This window comes from Acinetobacter sp. SWBY1 (assembly GCF_002946595.1).
GTDB lineage: Bacteria > Pseudomonadota > Gammaproteobacteria > Pseudomonadales > Moraxellaceae > Acinetobacter > Acinetobacter towneri.
Window position 1 is genome coordinate 508,874 of the sequence record NZ_CP026616.1, and the last position, 20,516, is coordinate 529,389.

At 39.4% G+C, this 20,516-nt stretch carries 25 protein-coding genes; 7 read left to right on the forward strand and 18 right to left on the reverse strand.

Annotation, left to right across the window (positions count from 1 at the left end; all coding sequences use genetic code 11):
* Positions 1-141 precede the first annotated feature (141 nt).
* Positions 142-1,332 carry an MFS transporter gene (locus C3Y93_RS02505; RefSeq protein ID WP_104851961.1) on the forward strand — a complete coding sequence of 397 codons (1,191 nt, stop codon included), beginning with the start codon at positions 142-144 and terminating at the stop codon, positions 1,330-1,332.
* A 123-nt stretch (positions 1,333-1,455) separates the two neighbouring features.
* Here C3Y93_RS02505 and C3Y93_RS02510 read toward each other — a convergent pair whose 3' ends face one another.
* Together C3Y93_RS02510 and C3Y93_RS02515 are read right to left on the reverse strand one after the other, a co-directional pair.
* The gene (locus C3Y93_RS02510; protein ID WP_104851962.1) at positions 1,456-2,514 is read right to left on the reverse strand and encodes a 3-deoxy-7-phosphoheptulonate synthase; all 1,059 of its coding nucleotides are present in this window, start codon (positions 2,512-2,514) and stop codon (positions 1,456-1,458) included.
* Positions 2,515-3,031: 517 nt separating this feature from the next.
* The gene (locus C3Y93_RS02515) at positions 3,032-4,147 is read right to left on the reverse strand and encodes an S-(hydroxymethyl)glutathione dehydrogenase/class III alcohol dehydrogenase (RefSeq protein ID WP_004973720.1); all 1,116 of its coding nucleotides are present in this window, start codon (positions 4,145-4,147) and stop codon (positions 3,032-3,034) included.
* Between the two features lie 237 nt (positions 4,148-4,384).
* Between C3Y93_RS02515 and C3Y93_RS02520 the strand changes: the two genes are divergently transcribed.
* A complete protein-coding gene (locus C3Y93_RS02520) occupies positions 4,385-5,908 on the forward strand; it encodes a phospholipase D family protein (protein WP_104851963.1) in 1,524 nt (507 codons plus the stop codon).
* 77 nt (positions 5,909-5,985) lie between these two features.
* Here the strand turns inward: C3Y93_RS02520 and C3Y93_RS02525 are convergent, their stop codons facing one another.
* From C3Y93_RS02525 to C3Y93_RS02555, 8 genes are all read right to left on the reverse strand, one after another.
* A complete protein-coding gene (locus tag C3Y93_RS02525; protein WP_104851964.1) occupies positions 5,986-6,576 on the reverse strand; it encodes a uracil-DNA glycosylase family protein in 591 nt (196 codons plus the stop codon).
* Between the two features lie 32 nt (positions 6,577-6,608).
* The gene (locus C3Y93_RS02530) at positions 6,609-7,061 is read right to left on the reverse strand and encodes a transcriptional regulator (protein ID WP_104851965.1); all 453 of its coding nucleotides are present in this window, start codon (positions 7,059-7,061) and stop codon (positions 6,609-6,611) included.
* Positions 7,058-7,201, reverse strand: coding sequence for a hypothetical protein (locus C3Y93_RS14325; RefSeq protein ID WP_171287377.1), 144 nt, complete (start codon positions 7,199-7,201; stop codon positions 7,058-7,060). The genes C3Y93_RS02530 and C3Y93_RS14325 overlap by 4 nt, the downstream gene beginning before the upstream one ends.
* Positions 7,202-7,281: 80 nt before the next feature.
* Complete coding sequence (locus C3Y93_RS02535; RefSeq protein WP_104851966.1) at positions 7,282-7,992, reverse strand: SGNH/GDSL hydrolase family protein; 711 nt, start codon at positions 7,990-7,992, stop codon at positions 7,282-7,284.
* A gap of 163 nt (positions 7,993-8,155) precedes the next feature.
* Positions 8,156-8,899 (reverse strand): SDR family oxidoreductase, encoded by a 744-nt coding sequence (locus C3Y93_RS02540; protein ID WP_104851967.1) that lies wholly within the window; start codon positions 8,897-8,899, stop codon positions 8,156-8,158.
* 10 nt (positions 8,900-8,909) lie between these two features.
* Positions 8,910-9,608: a histidine phosphatase family protein gene (locus C3Y93_RS02545; RefSeq protein WP_104851968.1), complete on the reverse strand. Its 699-nt coding sequence runs from the start codon at positions 9,606-9,608 to the stop codon at positions 8,910-8,912.
* Complete coding sequence (locus tag C3Y93_RS02550) at positions 9,605-10,726, reverse strand: phosphotransferase family protein (protein ID WP_104851969.1); 1,122 nt, start codon at positions 10,724-10,726, stop codon at positions 9,605-9,607. Before C3Y93_RS02550 ends, C3Y93_RS02545 begins: the two co-directional genes overlap by 4 nt.
* Positions 10,727-10,857: 131 nt before the next feature.
* The gene (locus C3Y93_RS02555) at positions 10,858-12,099 is read right to left on the reverse strand and encodes an acyl-CoA dehydrogenase family protein (protein WP_104851970.1); all 1,242 of its coding nucleotides are present in this window, start codon (positions 12,097-12,099) and stop codon (positions 10,858-10,860) included.
* Between the two features lie 93 nt (positions 12,100-12,192).
* On the opposite strand from C3Y93_RS02555, the gene C3Y93_RS02560 reads away from it, so the two are divergent.
* On the forward strand, positions 12,193-13,110 hold the full coding sequence (locus C3Y93_RS02560; RefSeq protein ID WP_104851971.1) for a LysR family transcriptional regulator: 918 nt from the start codon (positions 12,193-12,195) through the stop codon (positions 13,108-13,110).
* A 104-nt stretch (positions 13,111-13,214) separates the two neighbouring features.
* Here the strand turns inward: C3Y93_RS02560 and C3Y93_RS02565 are convergent, their stop codons facing one another.
* The 5 genes from C3Y93_RS02565 to C3Y93_RS02585 all read right to left on the reverse strand — a co-directional run bounded on the left by C3Y93_RS02565 (position 13,215) and on the right by C3Y93_RS02585 (position 17,361).
* Positions 13,215-13,706: a hypothetical protein gene (locus C3Y93_RS02565; protein WP_004973565.1), complete on the reverse strand. Its 492-nt coding sequence runs from the start codon at positions 13,704-13,706 to the stop codon at positions 13,215-13,217.
* 375 nt (positions 13,707-14,081) lie between these two features.
* Positions 14,082-14,465, reverse strand: a complete 384-nt coding sequence (locus C3Y93_RS02570; RefSeq protein WP_104851972.1) for a type II toxin-antitoxin system HicB family antitoxin — start codon at positions 14,463-14,465, stop codon at positions 14,082-14,084.
* A gap of 2 nt (positions 14,466-14,467) precedes the next feature.
* Positions 14,468-14,656: a type II toxin-antitoxin system HicA family toxin gene (locus C3Y93_RS02575; RefSeq protein ID WP_004973562.1), complete on the reverse strand. Its 189-nt coding sequence runs from the start codon at positions 14,654-14,656 to the stop codon at positions 14,468-14,470.
* Positions 14,657-14,788: 132 nt separating this feature from the next.
* Positions 14,789-16,183 (reverse strand): class II fumarate hydratase, encoded by a 1,395-nt coding sequence (fumC, locus tag C3Y93_RS02580; RefSeq protein WP_104851973.1) that lies wholly within the window; start codon positions 16,181-16,183, stop codon positions 14,789-14,791.
* 173 nt (positions 16,184-16,356) lie between these two features.
* Positions 16,357-17,361: an SDR family NAD(P)-dependent oxidoreductase gene (locus C3Y93_RS02585; RefSeq protein WP_104851974.1), complete on the reverse strand. Its 1,005-nt coding sequence runs from the start codon at positions 17,359-17,361 to the stop codon at positions 16,357-16,359.
* Positions 17,362-17,422: 61 nt separating this feature from the next.
* Between C3Y93_RS02585 and tusD the strand changes: the two genes are divergently transcribed.
* From tusD to C3Y93_RS02605, 4 genes are all read left to right on the forward strand, one after another.
* Positions 17,423-17,791 carry a sulfurtransferase complex subunit TusD gene (gene tusD / locus C3Y93_RS02590; protein ID WP_104851975.1) on the forward strand — a complete coding sequence of 123 codons (369 nt, stop codon included), beginning with the start codon at positions 17,423-17,425 and terminating at the stop codon, positions 17,789-17,791.
* Between the two features lie 43 nt (positions 17,792-17,834).
* Positions 17,835-18,185 carry a hypothetical protein gene (locus tag C3Y93_RS02595; RefSeq protein WP_004973555.1) on the forward strand — a complete coding sequence of 117 codons (351 nt, stop codon included), beginning with the start codon at positions 17,835-17,837 and terminating at the stop codon, positions 18,183-18,185.
* A 65-nt stretch (positions 18,186-18,250) separates the two neighbouring features.
* A complete protein-coding gene (locus C3Y93_RS02600) occupies positions 18,251-18,535 on the forward strand; it encodes a DsrH/TusB family sulfur metabolism protein (RefSeq protein WP_004973553.1) in 285 nt (94 codons plus the stop codon).
* 58 nt (positions 18,536-18,593) lie between these two features.
* Entirely contained in the window at positions 18,594-18,905 is a 312-nt protein-coding gene (locus C3Y93_RS02605) for a TusE/DsrC/DsvC family sulfur relay protein (RefSeq protein WP_026438386.1), read from the forward strand.
* Between the two features lie 31 nt (positions 18,906-18,936).
* Here the strand turns inward: C3Y93_RS02605 and C3Y93_RS02610 are convergent, their stop codons facing one another.
* The 3 genes from C3Y93_RS02610 to C3Y93_RS02620 form a co-directional block, all read right to left on the reverse strand.
* Positions 18,937-19,425 carry a winged helix-turn-helix transcriptional regulator gene (locus C3Y93_RS02610; RefSeq protein ID WP_004973550.1) on the reverse strand — a complete coding sequence of 163 codons (489 nt, stop codon included), beginning with the start codon at positions 19,423-19,425 and terminating at the stop codon, positions 18,937-18,939.
* 198 nt (positions 19,426-19,623) lie between these two features.
* Complete coding sequence (locus C3Y93_RS02615; protein ID WP_026438387.1) at positions 19,624-20,082, reverse strand: hypothetical protein; 459 nt, start codon at positions 20,080-20,082, stop codon at positions 19,624-19,626.
* Positions 20,072-20,449 carry a hypothetical protein gene (locus C3Y93_RS02620; protein WP_096902818.1) on the reverse strand — a complete coding sequence of 126 codons (378 nt, stop codon included), beginning with the start codon at positions 20,447-20,449 and terminating at the stop codon, positions 20,072-20,074. The genes C3Y93_RS02615 and C3Y93_RS02620 overlap by 11 nt, the downstream gene beginning before the upstream one ends.
* Positions 20,450-20,516 lie beyond the last annotated feature (67 nt).

The window sequence follows — 20,516 nt, forward strand, 5'->3', positions numbered from 1 at the left end:
TTATTAAATAGATGTACTTTTCACATAAATGGGTTTATTATTTTTTGCATGATCTCGCGGTGTGATGATTTCCAATAACAAAGCATCTGTATAACAAAGTACACATTACACGCTGCTCCACTCACCATATAGGTTTAAATTATGTCTGCTATAAATGCTGAACATTTATGGAATAAGTCGTTTATTCTCTGCTTATTCAATAACTTGTTCTTATTCATATTTTATTTTGCGCAAACGACAATTTTGCCTATTTATATTGTGAATGAGTTGGGTGGTAGCTTGTCACAGGCAGGTTTAGCCATGACTTTGTTTATGTTATCTGCAATCGCGATTCGCCCATTTAGCGGTTTGATTATTGAAAAATTTGGTGTAAAGAAAACCTTATATGTTTCTGAAATCATGTTTTGTTTGTGTAGCGTGGCATACATTTTTGTAGATAGTTTACTGTTTCTACTCGTACTGCGTTTTTTACATGGGATTTGGTTCAGCATTGTCACCACAGTTACCGTCCCTATTGCCAATAACTTTATTCCAGACAGTCGCAAAGGTGAAGGTATGGGCTATTTTTTGGTGTCAGTAAATTTAGGGATTGTATTGGGACCTTTAATTGGTTTAAGTCTGATTCAAAGTGTTTCTTATGCCAGTATTTCTACCTTACTATCCGTCAGTGTTTGGGTAGGTTTCGCCTTCTGTTTAATGATTCCAATTGCGACCCAAAAAGTAAAAACTGAAACAACACCTAAACGTAAATTAGGGCTTCAAGATTTTGTAGAGAAAAAAGCAATTCCTGTATCACTTATGGCGATGATGGTTTCTTTCGCGTATGCCAGTATTATGTCATTTATTTCCACCTTTGCAGAATCACGCAATATGCTGTCTTATGCGAGTTTATTCTTCGTGATATTTGCAGTTTCGATGATGATTTTGCGCCCAATTACAGGCAAAATTTATGATCGTAAAGGGGCGAGTTATGTGATTTATCCTGCAATTATATTATTTGCTTTAGGATTAATTGTCTTGAGTCAGGTACACAGTGTATTCGGTTTTATGTTGGCTGCTGCATTAATTGGTGTAGGGTTCGGGTCTGCCCAACCTTGCCTGCAAACCATTTCAATTCAACGCTCCCCTAAAGATCGTATTGGTCATGCCACATCTACGTATTTTTGTTGTTACGATATTGGTATCGCCTTAGGCGCGTTAATTCTAGGTTGGATTATTGCGGGTTATGACTATACCGCAGCGTATTTGCTCTGTGCTGTTGTGACCTTAATCAGTTTAATTTTCTATAAATTTGTTGTGGCTAAACAACCTAATGCAGATATTCAGGCTTAGTTTTTAATAGCAGCAAAAGAATTGTTATTTTAAAAACTAATCTAAGAAGAGTTGATTTTTAAATACTCTCCCACCCAAAAAACCTGAAATTTCAGGTTTTTTGGGTTTCTGGAGTTTTATTTTTTATGCAGTTTTAGCCAAAACCTGACGATTTAAGCTTTCAGCGACCTCAATAAGCAGTTGTTCAGTCTTATCCCAACCCAAGCAGCCATCGGTAACAGATTGACCATAAGTCATCTCGCAAGAAATCTTTTGATTTCCATCCACCAAATGACTTTCTAACATGATGCCACGGACTTGCGTCTGTTCACGTTCTGCCACAATGGTACGCAAGACTTGCGGTTGTTGTTGTGGGTCTTTATGGCTGTTACCGTGACTACAGTCAATAATCAATGCAGGCAACTGCCCTTTGGCTTTGTGCTGAATTTTCTCAATTTCTGCCAATTGATAATTTGGCCCTGAATTTGCGCCACGTAAAATTAAATGCGCGTGTGGATTACCTTGTGATGACAAAATAGCAGGTAAACCCGACTGGCTCATTCCCATGAATTGATGTGGATGACTTGCCGATTGAATTGCATCTAATGCAATTTGAATTGAGCCATCAGTTCCGTTTTTGAAACCAATGCTATACGGCATGGCGCTAGAAATTTCACGGTGAATTTGTGATTCACTGGTACGTGCGCCAATTGCACCCCAAGCCAGTACATCATCAAAATATCCCGTTGCCATTGGGCTTAAAATTTCAGAAGCAATTGGTAAACCCATTTCTATAATTTGTAGATACAGTTCACGTGATTTTTCTAAGCCTAATTGCATGTTTGCAGAGCCATCTAAGTCTGGGTCATACAAAAAGCCTTTCCAGCCTACCGTAGTACGTGGCTTTTCGATATAGGCGCGCATCACCAAGAAAATTTGATCTGAAACTTGGCTTTGTAATTGTTTTAATTTTTCTGCGTATTCGAGTGCTGCTTGCGGATCATGAATTGAACAAGGTCCTGTAATGACCAATAAGCGAGGGTCTGTGCCCGCTAAAATGTTCTGAATAATCTGTCGATGTTGTGCGATTTGTTGTTTTAGCGCAGATGAAAGTGGGAGTTGCGCTTTGAGTTGATGCGGTAAACTTAAACTAATTTCAGTATTGTTGGTCTGTTGTTGTAAAGCAGTATTTAAAGCATTCATTGGTCTGTTCCTTTGGACTGTTTCTCTTTTTTACAGTCCGATCATTTATTTCAGCGTTATGGGTCTAATGGATTGCAAGGTTTGAGTCATAGATTGACTAAAGTAAAACCAATAAAAGTTGCTAAAGTATGAATAATTAACGTTGTACATGATTAAATCTCCGAAAAACCTATAAAATTCAAAACACCAGACATAAAAAAACCTGATCAGGGTTGCCGATCAGGTATCAACTGGTGGGCAACCTTTTGCCCGAACGCGACTCAGGCAATCATTGAAACTGCCAAAAGTAATAGTAAGCGTTTGCGATTAAAGGTTGCTTTAACATCTTGTTTTCATCAAAAAATGAGCTGTTAAAATTAAAATACGCTGTATTGTTCCGTTTGGCAATCCTTTTTGTAAAATAATTTTTATTGGATGTATTTATTAAAATTAAGCTGCTGTTTTAGCGAATCCAGGGGTTAAAAAAACCAAGCCGAAGCTTGGTTTTTGTTGGGTCTTTATTTAAGCGCGTTACTCATCATTGATCAAAATGAATCACACTACGAATAGATTTACCCTCATGCATTAAATCAAAGGCTTCATTAATTTGGTCTAGCCCCATGGTGTGCGTTACAAATGGTTCGAGTTGAATATCACCCTTCATGGCTTCTTCAACCATGCCTGGCAATTGCGAACGACCTTTTACACCACCAAACGCAGTTCCTTTCCAAGTACGACCTGTCACCAATTGGAATGGACGAGTTGAAATTTCCTGACCTGCACCTGCAACACCAATAATAATGGATTGTCCCCAACCACGATGCGCACATTCCAAAGCGGAACGCATCACATTGGTATTTCCAATACATTCAAAAGAATGATCTACGCCCCAACCTGTTTTTTCCACAATGACTTCCTGAATTGGGCGGTCATAATCTTTTGGATTTAAGAATTCGGTTGCACCAAATTGTTCTGCCAATTTGAATTTCTCTGGGTTGGTATCAATGGCGATAATACGGCTGGCTTTGGCTTTATGCGCACCTTGCACAACAGCTAAACCAATACCACCTAAGCCAAATACCGCAACGGTATCGCCTTCTTGGACTTTTGCAGTATTTTTAACTGCACCTAAACCAGTTGTAACACCGCAACCTAATAAGCAAACTTGCTCATGATTGGCTTCAGGATTAATTTTTGCTAAAGATACTTCAGCAACTACCGTATATTCACTAAAGGTTGAACAGCCCATGTAGTGATAAATCGGTTGTCCATTATAAGAAAAACGTGTCGTGCCATCAGGCATTAAACCTTTACCTTGTGTCGCACGTACGGAAACGCATAGGTTGGTTTTACCAGATTTACAGAATAAACATTCGCCACATTCTGCTGTGTAAAGCGGAATCACATGATCGCCTGGTTGAACACTGGTCACACCCTCACCAACTTCAACCACAATACCTGCACCTTCATGGCCAAGAACTGCAGGGAAAACACCTTCAGGATCTTCACCCGATAAGGTAAATGCATCGGTATGGCATACCCCTGTGTGGGTAATTTTGACCAAGACTTCTCCAGCCTGCGGCGGTGCAACATCAATTTCAACAATTTCAAGCGGCTGACCTGGGCCGAATGCGACGGCTGCACGTGATTTCATGAGCAAATTATCCCTAAAAAATACATTAACAGATGATAAGGGGCTGCTGACAATTCGTCTATGTTTGCGATGTGAGAGAGATATCTCGCAAGCTATTTATAAAATATCAACAGACTCTCACAATACCCTCTTTCTATTCAGAGTTTCAAGCATTAACATGAGGATAATCTCCATGTATAAATACAGAATGACTTAAGAATAATCATGAAGATCCAAAGACCTTGTTACTGGCTTGGAATGTTGGCTTTTTTCGCTATTTTACTGACAGGATGCAGTTTACCGATGAATCAAGCGAGCAAAGATAGCCCTGTTGAGCATTATGTAGATCATTGGCTGAATGGTCAGGAAATTGATGCACATTTATCCCAAAATTTAACAGCGTATCTTTCTCTAAATGATGCCTTTAGTAGCATCGCCTCGCGTTTATATTTGATTCAAAAAGCACAGCACCATTTAGATTTACAATATTACATTTGGGAAGATGATTTAATTGGTCAGTTGATGTTGGCTGAACTGCTCAAAGCAGCAGATCGTGGTGTAAAAGTTCGTTTATTAATTGATGATCAAAATGGTACGCAACTTGATCCAACCTTAAAACGGCTTGCTCAGCATCCTAATTTTGAAATAAAAATTTTCAATCCGTACAAATATCGGCATTTTCGTGTGATGGATTATTTGTTTCGTTTTAAACAAATCAATCGCCGTATGCACAATAAACTAATTATTGCCGATGGGGCGATTGCCGTGACAGGTGGGCGTAATATTAGCCGTGAATATTTTGATGCCAGTGAAAATTTTCAATTTACTGATATGGATATTCTATTCTATGGCAGTGCTGTCCCCCAAGCCAATGCCGTGTTTTTAGAGTTTTGGAATGACGAACTAAGCTATTCAGTAAAGCAATTATTAGGCACAGGCAACGCGTTGCAATTGAGAGAATTGCGTAATCGCTATGAATTAAATGCCAAATATAAAGATAAAATTCGTGAACGTGTGGCTAACGCGCAAGAAGAAGTCAGCATCAAATTAGAACAACATCCTGTACAGTGGGTACGTGCGCATTTTGTGGCAGATTCTCCGAATAAAATTCGGGGTACAGCTCAAGGCGAGCAACTGATTTACAAACAAATGTTAAAGTTAATGGGTGAGCCCAAACAACATTTAGAACTGGTTTCTGCCTATTTTGTCCCAACAGAAGATGGTCTTAAAACACTCACTCAACTGGCTGAAAAAGGAATACAGATACGTGTATTGACCAATTCATTTTTAGCCAATGATGTGCCTTTGGTACATGCATTTTATCAGCAGTATCGCGTAGATTTACTTAAATCAGGTATTCGTTTATATGAATTTAAGCCTTATATTGAACGAAAAAAGCGTACTTGGTATGAAGTTGCAACGGGTAACGTAATTCCTGCCAAAGGCAAAAACGCCTCGAGTTTACATGCCAAATTCTTTGATATAGATAGCATGGTCTTTGTAGGTTCTTTTAACCTTGATCCTCGTTCTGCAAAATTAAATACCGAAGTTGGCTTGGTGTTAGAGTCTGAACAATTGCAAAACGATGTTTCTCAATCTTTAGACCGCTATTTGCCACAAATTGCGTATGAACTGCAATTAGACGAAAACGGTCAAATTATTTGGTTAGATCATCAGGCAGATGGCAGTATTCAAACGTATCATCATGATCCTGAAACCACACAGTTTCAGCGTTTTATGATGAAAACAGTTTCATTATTCCCTATTGAATGGATGATGTAATGACAATAGATAGACATTAATTATGGAAGCGTATTTTTCTTTCTCTGCCATCACTGTCTACAATTATTTAAAGTTACTTATAGTAAGCCTATTTCTTTAAATAAGTTAAAATACGCTTCTGCCTTTTTCTCTAAAGCTAAAGGATAGGCTCGTGAAGATGAAGGCATCCGATATAAATGCAGCTCACGCTTGGCAAAATAGCAATGTGTCGCCTGCCCAATTTGAGGTTTTTCGGCAGATTCAGGCATAGATAACATGAGTGTATCAGTCGCTTTATCGCCTGTGGTCATAATGCTTTGACATAAAGGTATCTTGCTTAAAAGTGCTGCAATATCCATTGGTTTTTCAATCTGTAAAAATTTGTCTGATGCATTGCCTTTTAAGCGAATCACCTGCTGCGCCGTATCTGAAATAGCAATGCCAGTGGTGTTTAAAAAATCAATAATTTTATGAAGATGAAAATTTTTAGCTTCTAAATCTAAAAAGTAGTTTTTATCTTGAAAAAAGCATAAGCCCAAAATTCGCCACATATCATTTTGATAATTCGGATAATAAAAATCCATTTTCCAACGGCTTTTAGGTGGTGGAAAACTCCCAAGCATTAACAGCTTGGCATTGGCTGGTAAAAAGGGTTCGAGTGGATGGGTTTCTATTTTAGAATCAGACATTTATAGATTGAACCTTTGGTCTTTAAATTAAGCTAAGACATTGCAGTACGAGCAACTTCATAATGATTTTTATGTAACTTCCCTTGATTGAATAACCATGTCGCAACTTCTGGCCAAAAATACATTGCAGATCTAGATGCAAGTCCATACATCGGACGTGGAAAGTTTCCGTCACCACGTTTATTTTGCGCATATAAAGATAATGCTTGACGAGTCATTCCAGCACGTTCAGCCATTACTGCCAAAGTTGAATAACCTTGCTCTTCTACTATCAGATCATGAAATCCTAATGAGCGAATATTGTCTAATGCTGAGTGAATCGCTTGTTCTGCATTTTTAGCTTCACGGTCAAACTCAAGATAAATTGTATCGTTATAACTGCAAACTAATGCATCATCACAACCCGCTTCAAAGAACTTATCTTCTAGCACAGACAGATCAGAACGTGCGTCACGTACCACAACAGTAAAGTGATAGTTATTCATAGTTCATCTCCATGACATTGCTTTACTTTACGCAAGATTTGTTTTGCATGTGCTGATTTACCTGAATCGACAGCATCCCAGCCGTTTTCAATCGCATATTCAATTGCTTCGCGAATATGTTTATTGGGATGTTTCTTCATATTTTCATTCTGCTTGATGATTTAATTATAATTTAGTGTTGACGATTGTTAACACCATACCATTATTTAAGTTAATTTACCTAAAACCGTTCTAAAATCATCTCCGCGACTTCTTTGCCCCAAATTTGGTAAATTTCTTTACTTGGATGAAAACCATCTTTTGCCATTTCTAAATTCATGGATTGATATTTTTGAATATCATATTCAATCCATTGCATATCTTTTTGTTGTGCTATCATTTTTTTTAATTGTAAGTTCATTTGTTTAGCGTATTGTCCAAATAGCCATGACAAGGGATTAGGTAATGCAGGAAATAAATGCATCGGTGGAACGCCCGTAGCAATGATTAATTCAGGTTGGAATTTCGCTTGAATAAGCTGATAAAATTGTTGCTGTTGTTTAATCCAAGTTCGTGCTGACATTAAGCGAGTCACATCATTGACACCAACAGAAGTAACCACGACATCATATTTTTGATTTACCATTTTTTTGATCTTTTTAATGAGTTGTGAGGTCGTATCTCCAGACTGTGCTTGTAAACGCCAATGTACTTGATACTGATGTTGCAAGGCAGAAACCACAGCGCCCAATAGCGCATCATTTTGATGTGCTACCCCAACGCCTGCAGCTGCAGAATCTCCTAAAATCAATAATGACAGCGTTTGCCCTTGCCCTGTAATACCTTCACGTTCGCCTTCGGCTTCTGGCAATCGAATCGTGTTCTTTTTAACCCGATTTCCCTGAATTAACAAGGCAGGAAATAAAGCAAGGGTTGCTGCTCTAAGCCACATGACGCTTCACTCTTAAATAAGAAAACCGAAAATAGAAACTTTAAAACCTAAACAAAAGTAGATACTTAAATATAAAAATAGCATCGTGTCATTTAAAGAGTTTTCATTCATCAACAGCTTTAAATTTCAGGATGCTATTCAACTACTATGATATCGCTGCTATTTAGCCGAGTTTATTGACCAATTTTAATGGTAAAACTTTCATAGCAAAACCTAGTGGCAACCATGGCCATTTAGGTACATAGGCTTTAATTGGTGCTTTTTCAATTTCTGCTGCAAGTAAGCGAGAACCTGTTTTTTCATCAACTTCAAAAGGCAGTTTTTTTGCACCTTCGTTGATTTCGGTACGAATATAACCAGGGAAAATAGTCGTAACTTGAATAGGTGTATCAATTAATTCTGCACGAATTCCTTCTGCTAAATGTGCTACTGCAGCTTTACTTGCGCCGTAAGCAGTAAGATGTTTTGGCATACCACGAATGGCACTCATAGATGAAATCATCACCAAATGCCCTGAGTTTTGCTCACGGAAAATTTCAACTGCAGCTTCACACTGCGCCAAAGCTGAAATAAAGTTTGTTTCTACCGTAGCTTTGTTGATGGCAAAATTGCCTTTACCAATGCGGCGCCCTTCGCCTACGCCTGCATTGACAATAATGCGGTCAATTTGTCCAAAGTCTTTTTTAAATTCACGAAATACCTGAAACACTTGATCATAATTGGTGACATCCAGCGTTTTCGCAATGACACGAACACCAAACTGGCTTTCCAGTTCTTGTTTCAGTGTTTCTAAACGCTCTATACGTCGGGCACAAATCGCAAGGTTATAACCCATTTGAGCAAATTCACGTGCCATACCCGCACCAATACCCGAACTTGCACCTGTAATTAGAATTGTTTTTGTCATGGTTTGATCCTTAAATCCAAGTCAATAAATTTGAGTTTTCAGCTTTGATAAAATGATGTTCATTCAAGCTTAACAGTTGTGGTTCACTACCGACCAAACGCAAAGTGGTGATACTTGAGTTGGTAATTGCCCAGTTCAATGCAAAGGTTTTATTGGGCGTTAAGCCTAAAATTTTACCTGCCACCACCGAAATCACACCACCAGAAGTAAATACCACAGCATATCTTGGTTGTCTTTGGGCTAAATCATCACATAAATGCTGCAATGCATCTTCGACACGCTGTTTAAAATGCGGCCAAGATTCTTCATATTCATGGTGATATTCACCGCCCGTCCAGCGTTCTATCGCACCTTCAAAAATTTTTGCCAAATATGCACGAGGATTGACCTCTTTGGCGACATCTTCTTTCATCAATTCAGGTTGATTAAAACGCGGTTCATACTGCGCAAAAACCTGTTGATGATTAAACTCATTCCATGCACTATCGGTATGAATTTCGACCTCAGGAAAACATTCTGACAAAGCGAGTTGAGCAGTTTGCTGATGACGCTGCATTGAACCAGCCACCACATAAGGTGCTTCTTTTAAAATGCGATCAAAATAACGGCCGAGCAATTTAGCTTGTAGCTCACCATTAGGCGAAAGTTGGTCATAACTTTCTGCCCCGAAAGATGCTTGCCCATGACGAATTAAATAAATAGTGGTCATTTCGGCATCAATTCCTTAAATTTGGTGATATATTTTTGCGTCAGTTCATTTGCTTCTAGTTTTTGCAAGCCAATTAACTTTAAAGCACGGATATGCAAAGCATGAATGACAATCCAAAAATCCTTAAATGCAGGATTATTGGTTTGCTTGTGGAAATAACGATAATAAATTTGCTGGGCGATCACTGCTAAACGGAAAATTCCAAACACTTCATAGAATGTCCAGTTATCGGTACTCAAGCCTGTTTTGTGCAAATAATAATCCACGACTTGCTGACGTGTGAACATGCCTTTTAAATGTGTTGGTTGACGACGCGTTGCTTTAAAAATTTGGTTATCGCTATCTTCCACCCAATATGCCAAAGCAGAGCCTAAATCCATGAGTGGATCGCCCAGTGTTGCCATTTCCCAATCCAAAACCCCAATCACTTGAGTTGGATTTTTTGGGTCTAAAATCACATTATCAAAACGCCAGTCATTATGAATAATGCAGGTTTTAGAATCTGCAGGAATATGATCTAGTAACCATTTACGCACATATTTAAAAGATGGAACGTTAATGGTATGCGCTTTGGCATAGCGTGCATCCCAACCTTCTACCTGACGTCGGCAATAGCCCTCACCCTTCCCTAATTTTTCTAGCTCAGTTCCTGCATAAGGTACTTGATGCAGCTCAATGAGTTTATCAATAACATTCACACAAAGTTCATGCACTTGGGCTTCGCTAAAATTAAGCTCAGGTGGTAGTTTTGCACGAGGAATAATGCCTTCAATACGTTGCATCACGTAAAAATCGCAGCCAATGACAGATTCGTCCTGACATAGTGCTACCATTTCAGGTAATACAGGATAAAACGGGGCTAAGTTCTTTTGTACATGATATTCACGCGCCATGTCGTGTGCAGATTTAGCTTTAGTACCTTTAGGCGGACGACGCAAAATTAAATCAGCATTGCTGTACTTGAGGCGATATGTCCAGTTAGATGCACCGCCTGAATATTGTGTGACTTCTACAGGTTCTAAGACATCGACATTTTGTTGTTTTAACCATGCTGTCACTGCCTGAATATCGAGTTCTTCGCCTTCGCGTACTGTGCCGCCTACATCAATAACTGACATTATTTTTCCCTAATTTTCTATCTTTTTAAATCTAGCATAAATTTTCTGCGTTCTCTTGAGATGTATAGGCAATATCAACAATATTGCCAAATACCATATCAGGGACACAGAAAAAAGTGTGCGCTAATGCCCTATTTTTTACGACCGCTACGGTAGCCACGTTTTGCCAACTCGAGTTTAGCAATCATGCCTTTATGTACTTCATCAGGCCCATCGGCAAGACGTAAACTACGGGCTTGGGCAAAGAAACCAGTTAGCGGTGTATCTCTAGATACGCCTGCACCGCCATGAATCTGCATCGCCATATCAACTACTTTTTCCAAGACACTTGGTGCAACCACTTTAATGGCAGAAATTTCGGTAAGTGCTGCCATATTGCCTAAAGTATCCATTTTATAGGCTGCATAGAGAGTTAATAAACGTGCTTGGTCAATCGCCACACGTGCTTCCGCTACACGCTCCAAATTGCCACCGAGTTTCAGAATTTCCTTGCCAAATGCGGTACGACTCATGCCACGGTCAATCATCAACTCCAAAGATTTTTCGGCTGCACCAATACAACGCATACAATGGTGAATACGCCCCGGACCTAAACGACCTTGTGCAATTTCAAAACCTTGTCCTGCACCGCCAATAAAGTTGGCAACAGGCACACGCACGTTATCAAAACTGACTTCGCCATGACCGTGTGGCGCGTCGTAATCACCAAATACAGGTAACATGCGTTGAATTTTAACGCCCGCAGTATCCACAGGGACTAAAACCATAGAGTGTTGATGATGACGGTCTTTGGTTTCATCGGGTGTATGCGCCATAAAAATAATAATTTTGGCATTTGGATCGCCCAAACCTGAAGACCACCATTTACGACCATTCAAGACAATTTCATCGCCGTCTACGACTGCTGTTGCCTGCATATTGGTCGCATCACTTGAAGCCACTGCAGGTTCAGTCATACAAAACACAGAACGAATTTTACCTTCAAGCAGCGGTGTCAGCCATTCTGCCTTTTGTGCTTCAGAACCATAGCGCCATAAAACTTCCATGTTGCCGCTGTCGGGTGCATTACAGTTAAATACGGTTGGCGCAATCAAACTGCGTCCACTCAACTCTGCAATGTGTGCATATTCTTGTACCGACAAACCTTGTCCTAATTCTGGACAAGGTAAAAACATATTCCATAAACCTGCAGCTTTGGCTTTGGCTTTTAATTGTTCTAATTGTGCTGGCCATTGCCATTTAGTCCAGTCACCACCCTGATTTAATTCGTGAACTTCTGCCCAGAATTCAGCTTCAATCGGCTCAATTTCTTTGGCAATAAAGGCTTTGGTACGTTCTATATAGTCTTTGGCGCGTGCAGATAGCTCAAACATGGTTCAAATCCCTTAAAATATTGTATTCATTGCTTTACAACACCTTAACTTGAAAAGTAATATGAATAAAATGATTTAATTCAATAAAACACTATGAATCATGTTCATAACAATGCAAAAGTTGATCTTACCGTTTTTCATCGTTTAGACATCAATTTATACCCGATGTTTGTTGCAATTTATGAGCAGCGCAGTATTTCCAAAGCTGCACAAATTTTGTGTATTAGCCAATCTGCCGCCAGTCATGCTTTGCAGCGTTTAAGACAACATTTACAAGATGATTTACTGGTGCGAAGTGGCAATAAAATGCTGCCTACGCCTTTTGCCGAGCAAATTTATCCGACTATTAAAAATGCCTTGTTGGCGATTCAAAGTATTGCAATACAGAAACAGCAATTTGAGCCGAATATGTTGCAATCGCTCAAAATTGCTATCCATGATGAAATTGAACCGATTATTTTTCCTAAATTGGTGGCGCATTTTCAAAAGTTGAACTTGGATATTCAATTTCTGAGCCACAAATTAGACCGCAAAACGGTTTTGGCAGATTTAGCAACACAACAAATTGATTTTGTAATTGATTTAGAACAAAACTTTGGCGATAAAATTCAGTTTCAATCCTTAGTTCAAGACCAATTTGTGGTCTGTAGTTCACAACAAGAAATGAATACTGCACTTTATTTATCTTCTGCACATATTGGGGTTTCATCACGGCGTACTGGTATGTTGCTAGAAGATATTTATTTGCATCAAAAGCAATTATCACGGCAGGTTTTTTTACGTTGTCAGCACTATTCTACGGCGTTACAGATTTTACAGCAGCATCCTCAAGCCATACTAACTATTCCTAAAATGATTTTAAAGCATTTGAATATGAGCCAAAAATTGAATATTTTTGATGTGCCTGTAGACTTGCCTGTAATTAATATGGGGATGTATTGGCATAAAGATTTACAGGAAAATTCAAGGCATTATTTCTTAAGAGAGGAAATTTCTAAAATCTTTGCTTAGGCTATTTTGAATTAATCTTGAATTTGCACGTGGTTGCTAATCGTCTTGTATGATTCTATAAAAAATAAAAGCCGCCGAGACAGCTTTTTAATATGGGTTTGTTCTTAAAACTTCGCTTCCAATACTTTTGTAGATACTTTGCCTTTCCATAAATCACGCAAAATTGGCAAATAGAACTTTTCACCTACTTCTACCAATTCAGCATCAATTAAGGCATGTGTTTCATGCATAAATAAGTAATCTAGCTCCACAGTTTGTAATTGTTGTTGTGCTTTGGCGAAATCTTTACGTTTTTGTTGGGCTTGTTTCACTAACTGATCTGCAAATGTCTTGCCCTTGAACTGACTGAGCGCATTTAAACGTAATTCAATCACGCCCCACCCACTGAGCAGCAATTTAAATAACTCTAAATCTGCAGTGGTTGATTCCCACGTCATTTCTTCCAGATTTTCATTTTCAGGCAATACAGGTAGTAAAAGCTCCATTACACTTGGAAAAATCTTTTTAAAATTCAAGATAAATTTAACAGGCTGCTCACCCGGGTAATCTTTAAATTGCACGTGTTGCTGAACATCTGTTAAATAAATTGAGAGCATTGAAAATTTCCGTAGTTAAGATATTGAGTTGCTTATAAAAAAATTAAATTTTGCAAAATAAATGCAAAACTTTAGCAAAACAGTATTTTGAAGTATTGCGTATTCTAGCAATTATGGCAGCTTAATCAATGTAAGTTGAATAAGGAACGGACATAAAAGAAAGCATCTAAAAGTGGTTAATGCGACTAAATGACGGGTTTTGAACTATTACATTTAGATAGCACCTTGTAGCAGCCTATTCTGCCGTTATGCAAATTATGTCTTTAAACCAACACATAAATTTAAAATCGTATTAGGATGAATTACCCCTCTACATTCAAATTAGGTGCAATAGAAAACCCAGCATTTAGGCTGGGTTTAGTATATTTTACTTGATTAATGCAACGCCATTTCCGCGCTTTTAGCTAAGAATGCCGAACGGCTTAAATGTTGTTTTTTTGCAACAGCATCAATACGTTTCACTAAAGCTTCTGGCATGCTGATATTAATACGAATAGACTTTGTATTTACTTTTGTTGTATCAATATCAACTAACAACCAAAAACCACCCTCAAATCGCTCATCACCTAACCATTGCTCTGGGCTTGATGGTTCTGGTAACGGAATATCTTCACCATCAAAGTGAACTTCAACCGCTTCCTGTGCCATGCGCTGAATATCTTGCAACTCATCTGCTGCGCTAAAGCATCCATCAAAGTCAGGAAAGGTTAAACCGTATGCGCTATCTTCATCTTTGTGAACATATACTGGATATAACATTTTTACCTCCACTCCCAACCAGCCTGTTTATATATATTGCGTAGAGTTCCTATTGGCATATCTTTACGTGGATGTGGTACCACAACATGCCCAGGCTTTTCAGGATGTTTATACTTTTCATGGTCGCCTTTACCACCCACTTTGTACCAGCCTTCCTGCTCAAGACGCTTAATAATGTCTTTGCTGTTCATTGTGTAATTATACACAACATAATTTTAATAAGGAAGGATGCCCAAAATTTTCCCTGATTTTCATAAACAAAGTCTGTGTCTACCTCGCATCATGTGCAGACAAACACAGACCTTGAATTTGTTTAAAACTGATTACTTGGTATTCGGTGCAATCATTTGTTCAGGACGTACCACTTCATCAAACTGCTCTGCTGTGACCAAATTCAGCTCTACTGCAACTTGCTTTAAGGTTTTATTTTCCTTATAAGCTGTTTTAGCCACCTTCGCTGCATTCTCATAACCAATTACAGGATTCAAAGCGGTCACTAACATGAGTGAATCATGCAAAAAGTGATCTATTTTTTCACGGTTTGCTTGAATGCCAACGGCACAATGCTCATTAAAGCTATTGCAGGCATCACCCAAGAGTTGAATAGATTGCAATAAGTTATATGCGATCACTGGCATAAATACATTCAGCTCAAAATTGCCCGATGCACCTGCCACGTTAATCGTGGTGTCATTGCCCAATACCTGTGCAACTACCATGGTCATTGCTTCGCTTTGTGTTGGATTAACCTTGCCCGGCATAATACTTGAACCAGGTTCATTTTCTGGAATACGCAGCTCACCAAAACCACAACGCGGGCCACTGGCTAACCAGCGAATATCATTCGCAATTTTATTTAAACTCACCGCCAAAGTTTTTAATGCACCTGAAGCAAATACCGCAGCATCACGCCCCGCCAAAGCCTCAAACTTATTTGGTGCAGTCACAAATGCTAAGCCTGTTAGCTGTGCCAATTGCTCCGCTGCCTGTACCGCATAATCAGGATGTGCATTTAAGCCTGTACCGACTGCTGTACCGCCCAATGGCAACTCATACAAGCCTGTTAAAGCCTGTTCTAGACGTTTTAAACCATGATCTAGCTGCGATACATAGCCACTAAATTCCTGCCCTAAAGTTAATGGTGTCGCATCTTGTAAATGTGTACGTCCAATTTTGACAATTTCAGAAAATTCTTCACTTTTCGCATGCAACGTATCGCGCAAACTCTTTACTGCAGGAATGAGCAGTTCATTAATTTGCAAACTCGCTGCCACATGAATTGCAGTTGGAAAAGAATCATTGGTCGATTGGGCGCGGTTGACATGATCATTCGGATGTACAGGCTTTTGTGCACCTAAAGGATTCCCCAGTTTTTGATTGGCGATATTGGCAATCACTTCATTACAGTTCATGTTACTTTGCGTACCCGAACCTGTTTGCCACACCACCAAAGGAAATTGACTGTCCCACTGCCCTGCAATGACTTCATCTGCTGCACCGACAATGTACTGCGCCAACTCTTGAGGGATTTGCCCTAAGTTTGCATTGGTTATTGCCGCAGCTTTTTTAACCAAACCCATAGCGCGAATCATGGCGCGTGGTAAACGCTCATTGCCGATTTTAAAATTTTGTAAGCTGCGCTGAGTTTGTGCGCCCCAAAGCGCGTCATTCGGAACTTCAACCTCACCCATGGTGTCATGTTCAATACGTGTTTGCATGTTCAGCCTCATTCCTTCGTGATTTCAATGATGTCATGTGCTCTTATCTCGATCTTATAAAAAACAGACAGCCTAGTAAATGATAATTATTATCAATAATTCCGTTGCATTGTATCTGTTTCAGCTATGAGGCTTCGTGAATCGCATCTCAACGAATTTTATAGCGCTTACTTTTAATGCTTAAGCGTATTTTGATAAAAACGCCATTCATCCTCTAGCATTTTTTCCAGGCTACGTTTTGGCTGCCAGTGTAAATATTGTTGTGCCTTATCTACGACTGCACCTAACTGATCTAACTCAGGATATTCATAATGAATTGCAGGAACTGTAGCAATCTCAGTGTCAGTCACTTCACTAATACGTGCAAGTAATTGCTGAATTGAAACCACTTCTCCTGCAATATTAAAGGCTTCACAGCTATGTGTTTGCTGAAATAACCAATGCAGACTTGCGATTACGGCTTCACAGGCATCGAGTACGTGTACAAAGCTGCGTTCTGCGGTTTGATCTGCAGTATTGGCTTGCTGACGTAGCTCAATCGCTTCACGCTGCTGTACTGCGACTTGCATCGCCAAAGGAATAATATTTTTAGGTAATGGAGCAACGACTTCGCCTAAAATACCGTGTTCAAACGCGCCAGCAATATTACTCAAGCGCAAAATAGCGATATTCCATTCATTGTCGGTTCTAAAAGTATCTTGGATGATTTCTTCAACCATCTGCTGAGATTTTACATACGGATTGGCATAGGTGTAATTAAAGCTCTGGCTTTCTTCCAGACTCAATCCCGACTTACCATAGACCGCGATACTTGAAAGATGCACCAAACGACGCACGCCTGTACGTTGCATAGAACGCAATAAACTCATAATACAACTGACGTTATCGTTATAATATTCCAGTGGTTTAAGCACCGATTCTTCTAAAGATTTAAACCCTGCACAATGCACCACCGCAGTAATCGAATATTGTTCAAAGACTTTGTTCAGCGCAGGCGTGTTTCTTACATCTAATTTGGCAAAAGGCACATAACGCCCTGCAATATATTCAAGTCGCTCTAAGGTCTGCATACTTGCATTGGATAAATTATCTACAATAATGACCTCTTGCCCTTGAGCCATTAGGCTTAATGCAATGTGTGAGCCTATAAAGCCTAAACCACCAGTCACTAAAATCATTTATACTACCTTTTTTTATAAAGTCTGAATGCGCCTTGGCACATTGCATTAGTGAATTTTGATGAGCACCTTATTACTAATAACCTCCGCACCAACCTCTATTCATGCATGGCATGCACTCGGTCTTGCTCAAGCCTTACAACAGAAAAATGAGGCTTTTCGTGTGTTTTTTTATCAAGATGGCGTTGCTGTAGCGAATGAGTTGCAATGGGTACCCGATGATCAACGCAACCTCAAAACAGAATGGCAAAAATTGTCTATTCGTTTACCCGTATGTGTAAGTGCCGCACTGGCACGTGGTATTAGCGATGCAGACAATGCCAAACGCCATCAACTGAGCCAACACAATTTAGCCGCAGGCTTTGAATTGGTTGGCTTGGGCGAACTGGCCGATGCAGTGCAAAGCACAAAACGCCTGATTCAATTTTAAGCGATTCATTTTGTAAATCTGTTGCATTTAAAAGGTAAATTGTGTGAAAACTGTACTCGTGGTTTTACGTCAGGCCAATTTAAACAGCTTACAAGTGCATGAAAGCTTGTCTGCAACAATGGTACTGGCAACTTTTGGTTGTGAAGTCAAAGTGTTATTACAAGATGCGGCATTAAGCCTATTACAGTCGGAACTGGCATTTGATTCACTAAAACATGCTTTTAAAGTGGCATCCAATTTGGTCGATAGCTTTGAGTTTTATGACCTCAGCCCAATTTTGATTGAAAATAAACATGCTAACTCGCCGTTTATCAAAAATACGGTACATGAAATTGAATGGGTGGAACTGAATCGGGAGCTGATTCAAACCTTTGATCGAGTTTTATATTGGTAGGTTGATCGGTGGTTTAACAATCTGATTGATCATTTGACCATATCTAAACATCTAAAGAGAAAAGCATGTCTGACGCAAATTTATATTTAATCCAAGCGAGCTTTGATAGCACCGCAACAATTTTAGCAGAGCTAAATGCCTTGTATGCTCCGCAAGACAGCGTTGTACTTATGGGTGATGCGGTATTGCATCAGCAACATCCACTCTGTGCCCAGCTAGACAAAATATATGTACTGGAAAATGATGCAGAAATATTGAATGGTCATTTGGCGGAAAATGTACAGCCGATTAATTATGCAGCTTTTGCAACGCTGTGTTTAGCACATCAGCGCTGTATCAGCTTAAAATAGCAAGCCGTAATGATATGAAACCAATGCAAAGCATTTTTAAGGGTGAATGAAACAAGAGATGACACTAGAATTAGATCAAGATGGACATTTGCTGGATTACACTGTCTGGAATGAACAAGTGGCGCAAGAATTGGCACAAAGTTTAGAGCTTGAACTCACAGCTTGGCATTTTGAAGTTTTGCACGCTGTACGCCAATTTTATCAGCAATTTGGACACTCACCTGCAACCCGTCCTTTAATCAAATTTTTAATGAAAACTGTAAGCCCAGAGATTAACAACGCTGTTTTGCAGGAAAAATTTAATACAGGTTTGGTGGCACGGCATTTAAGTCGTTTAGCGGGTATTCCTAAACCAGCCAACTGCTTATAGACAAACTGTTGCTGATTAATACAGCACTGATTTAGGCTTGTTTTAAATTCTGCTGTGCTTGGATGTACTGATAATACACTGGGGTAAAATGTGGTTTTACTTGCTTGGCATGCAGTTCTTCACCACATTCCGAACATACCACGACAGGTTGAAACGTCTTAGCACAATTTTTATGGATGTATTCCACAGGCTTACCTAAACCTTGATCCATCCATTTATCTGCCCAATTTGCCATAGACAGCATTAAGGGATAAAGCTCCAAGCCCTTCTCTGTCAATTTATATTCAAAACGTTCTTGGCGCTCTACATAAGGCACTTTGACTAAAATTTCATGTTCCACCAAACGCTTTAAACGATCTGACAATACATGCCGCGTTACGCCCAAATGTTGTTGAAAATCATCAAAGCGACGCATGCCCATAAAGGCATTACGAATAATCAGCATCGTCCAACGGTCACCAATCACCGACAAGGTTCGTGCAATCGAACAAGGCTGCTCGCCAATTTCATCCCATTTCATCTATGTCGCCTATCCCTCAGTTCACTACCTGCAAGTTAAAAGATTCTACAGTCTTTGCAAAGTTAGTTTTGCATGAAAATTGATAAAAAATGAAGTATGACTTCACAATCTGCTTAAAAGGAATCCCCAGTTTTTGGGGTTTTATACGCCTGCATCTTCAATCTTTAAATTTGCTATTCACTTATAAGGCAGATCACACTATTTAGATGTAGCTCCTGCACAAAAAACTTGTTCAGTCATACCTGAAGCCGTGAAACTGTTGTGCTGCTGTTCTAAATAACGCTTTGCCACCATTAACATCACAGGTGCAGGATACAAGTTTGGATTGTACTCGGAAATTTCAGCAATATTTTTATAGGCGTGATAGCGTGCACAAAATGCCTGTTTTTGTTGTTCTGCCGTTGCTTGGCTCGTAGGATCATCCAATATTTTTTTGCTGTCATTCACAATTTGCGTGTATTGATTTAACAAATCTTGATATTGTGTTTGGGTCAACCCATTGGCTGTATGTGGAATTGTAATAGGTGTAGATGATGCTTCAAGTGCCAACTGCTGCGCTTGAATACCTTGTGCCATTACGCTCAGACTTTGCAGTCCAAGCATAATGCTCACCGATATTTTTGCCATGTTCGACATGCGCATAAGCTTAAGACTCATCGCCTTCTTTCCAGACATCTTCATAGTCATCAGCATCAATCATAAAGCGGTAGCCTTGTTCTAAAGCCAGATATGGAAGCACGTCAGGCAAAATATCTTGCAACTCGCGCACAGGCATGGTTTCAAAGTTCACTTCATCTTCACCCAATTCACCGCCATAAATGTACCACGCGACTTTTTCTTCACCTTCTGGCGCTTTACGCAAGCCCACAATTGGGTCTTTATTTAAGGTCTGGACTGCAACTGCGACAACATCATCGCCACTCACTGCAATATAGGCTGAACCAAATTCTTCACAGAGCAGTTTTTGTTCTTCTATCAATTCTGCCAAGGCTGAGTTTTTTTGCTTTTGCTGTGGTTTAGACATGACAATTCTCTAAGATAAGCTGTGAGTATTCTAACGAGATTGTACGGATAGAGAATCTTTATTTTTA

Bases quoted from the DNA above. Each gene is read 5' to 3' on its own strand.
- C3Y93_RS02610 (WP_004973550.1), bottom strand. From the start codon at position 19,425: ATGAAATGGGATGAAATTGGCGAGCAGCCTTGTTCGATTGCACGAACC.
- C3Y93_RS02565 (WP_004973565.1), bottom strand. From the start codon at position 13,706: ATGCTCTCAATTTATTTAACAGATGTTCAGCAACACGTGCAATTTAAA.
- tusD (WP_104851975.1), top strand. From the start codon at position 17,423: ATGAGCACCTTATTACTAATAACCTCCGCACCAACCTCTATTCATGCA.
- C3Y93_RS02600 (WP_004973553.1), top strand. From the start codon at position 18,251: ATGTCTGACGCAAATTTATATTTAATCCAAGCGAGCTTTGATAGCACC.
- C3Y93_RS02540 (WP_104851967.1), bottom strand. From the start codon at position 8,899: ATGACAAAAACAATTCTAATTACAGGTGCAAGTTCGGGTATTGGTGCG.
- C3Y93_RS02615 (WP_026438387.1), bottom strand. From the start codon at position 20,082: ATGAGTCTTAAGCTTATGCGCATGTCGAACATGGCAAAAATATCGGTG.
- C3Y93_RS02575 (WP_004973562.1), bottom strand. From the start codon at position 14,656: ATGAACAGCAAAGACATTATTAAGCGTCTTGAGCAGGAAGGCTGGTAC.
- C3Y93_RS02550 (WP_104851969.1), bottom strand. From the start codon at position 10,726: ATGTCAGTTATTGATGTAGGCGGCACAGTACGCGAAGGCGAAGAACTC.
- C3Y93_RS02530 (WP_104851965.1), bottom strand. From the start codon at position 7,061: ATGAATAACTATCACTTTACTGTTGTGGTACGTGACGCACGTTCTGAT.
- C3Y93_RS02520 (WP_104851963.1), top strand. From the start codon at position 4,385: ATGTTGGCTTTTTTCGCTATTTTACTGACAGGATGCAGTTTACCGATG.
- C3Y93_RS02560 (WP_104851971.1), top strand. From the start codon at position 12,193: ATGAATCATGTTCATAACAATGCAAAAGTTGATCTTACCGTTTTTCAT.
- C3Y93_RS02525 (WP_104851964.1), bottom strand. From the start codon at position 6,576: ATGTCTGATTCTAAAATAGAAACCCATCCACTCGAACCCTTTTTACCA.
- C3Y93_RS02605 (WP_026438386.1), top strand. From the start codon at position 18,594: ATGACACTAGAATTAGATCAAGATGGACATTTGCTGGATTACACTGTC.
- C3Y93_RS02535 (WP_104851966.1), bottom strand. From the start codon at position 7,992: ATGTGGCTTAGAGCAGCAACCCTTGCTTTATTTCCTGCCTTGTTAATT.
- C3Y93_RS14325 (WP_171287377.1), bottom strand. From the start codon at position 7,201: ATGAAGAAACATCCCAATAAACATATTCGCGAAGCAATTGAATATGCG.
- C3Y93_RS02620 (WP_096902818.1), bottom strand. From the start codon at position 20,449: ATGTCTAAACCACAGCAAAAGCAAAAAAACTCAGCCTTGGCAGAATTG.
- C3Y93_RS02555 (WP_104851970.1), bottom strand. From the start codon at position 12,099: ATGTTTGAGCTATCTGCACGCGCCAAAGACTATATAGAACGTACCAAA.
- C3Y93_RS02515 (WP_004973720.1), bottom strand. From the start codon at position 4,147: ATGAAATCACGTGCAGCCGTCGCATTCGGCCCAGGTCAGCCGCTTGAA.
- C3Y93_RS02585 (WP_104851974.1), bottom strand. From the start codon at position 17,361: ATGATTTTAGTGACTGGTGGTTTAGGCTTTATAGGCTCACACATTGCA.
- C3Y93_RS02545 (WP_104851968.1), bottom strand. From the start codon at position 9,608: ATGACCACTATTTATTTAATTCGTCATGGGCAAGCATCTTTCGGGGCA.
- fumC (WP_104851973.1), bottom strand. From the start codon at position 16,183: ATGCAAACACGTATTGAACATGACACCATGGGTGAGGTTGAAGTTCCG.
- C3Y93_RS02505 (WP_104851961.1), top strand. From the start codon at position 142: ATGTCTGCTATAAATGCTGAACATTTATGGAATAAGTCGTTTATTCTC.
- C3Y93_RS02570 (WP_104851972.1), bottom strand. From the start codon at position 14,465: ATGTTATATCCAGTATATGTTCACAAAGATGAAGATAGCGCATACGGT.
- C3Y93_RS02510 (WP_104851962.1), bottom strand. From the start codon at position 2,514: ATGAATGCTTTAAATACTGCTTTACAACAACAGACCAACAATACTGAA.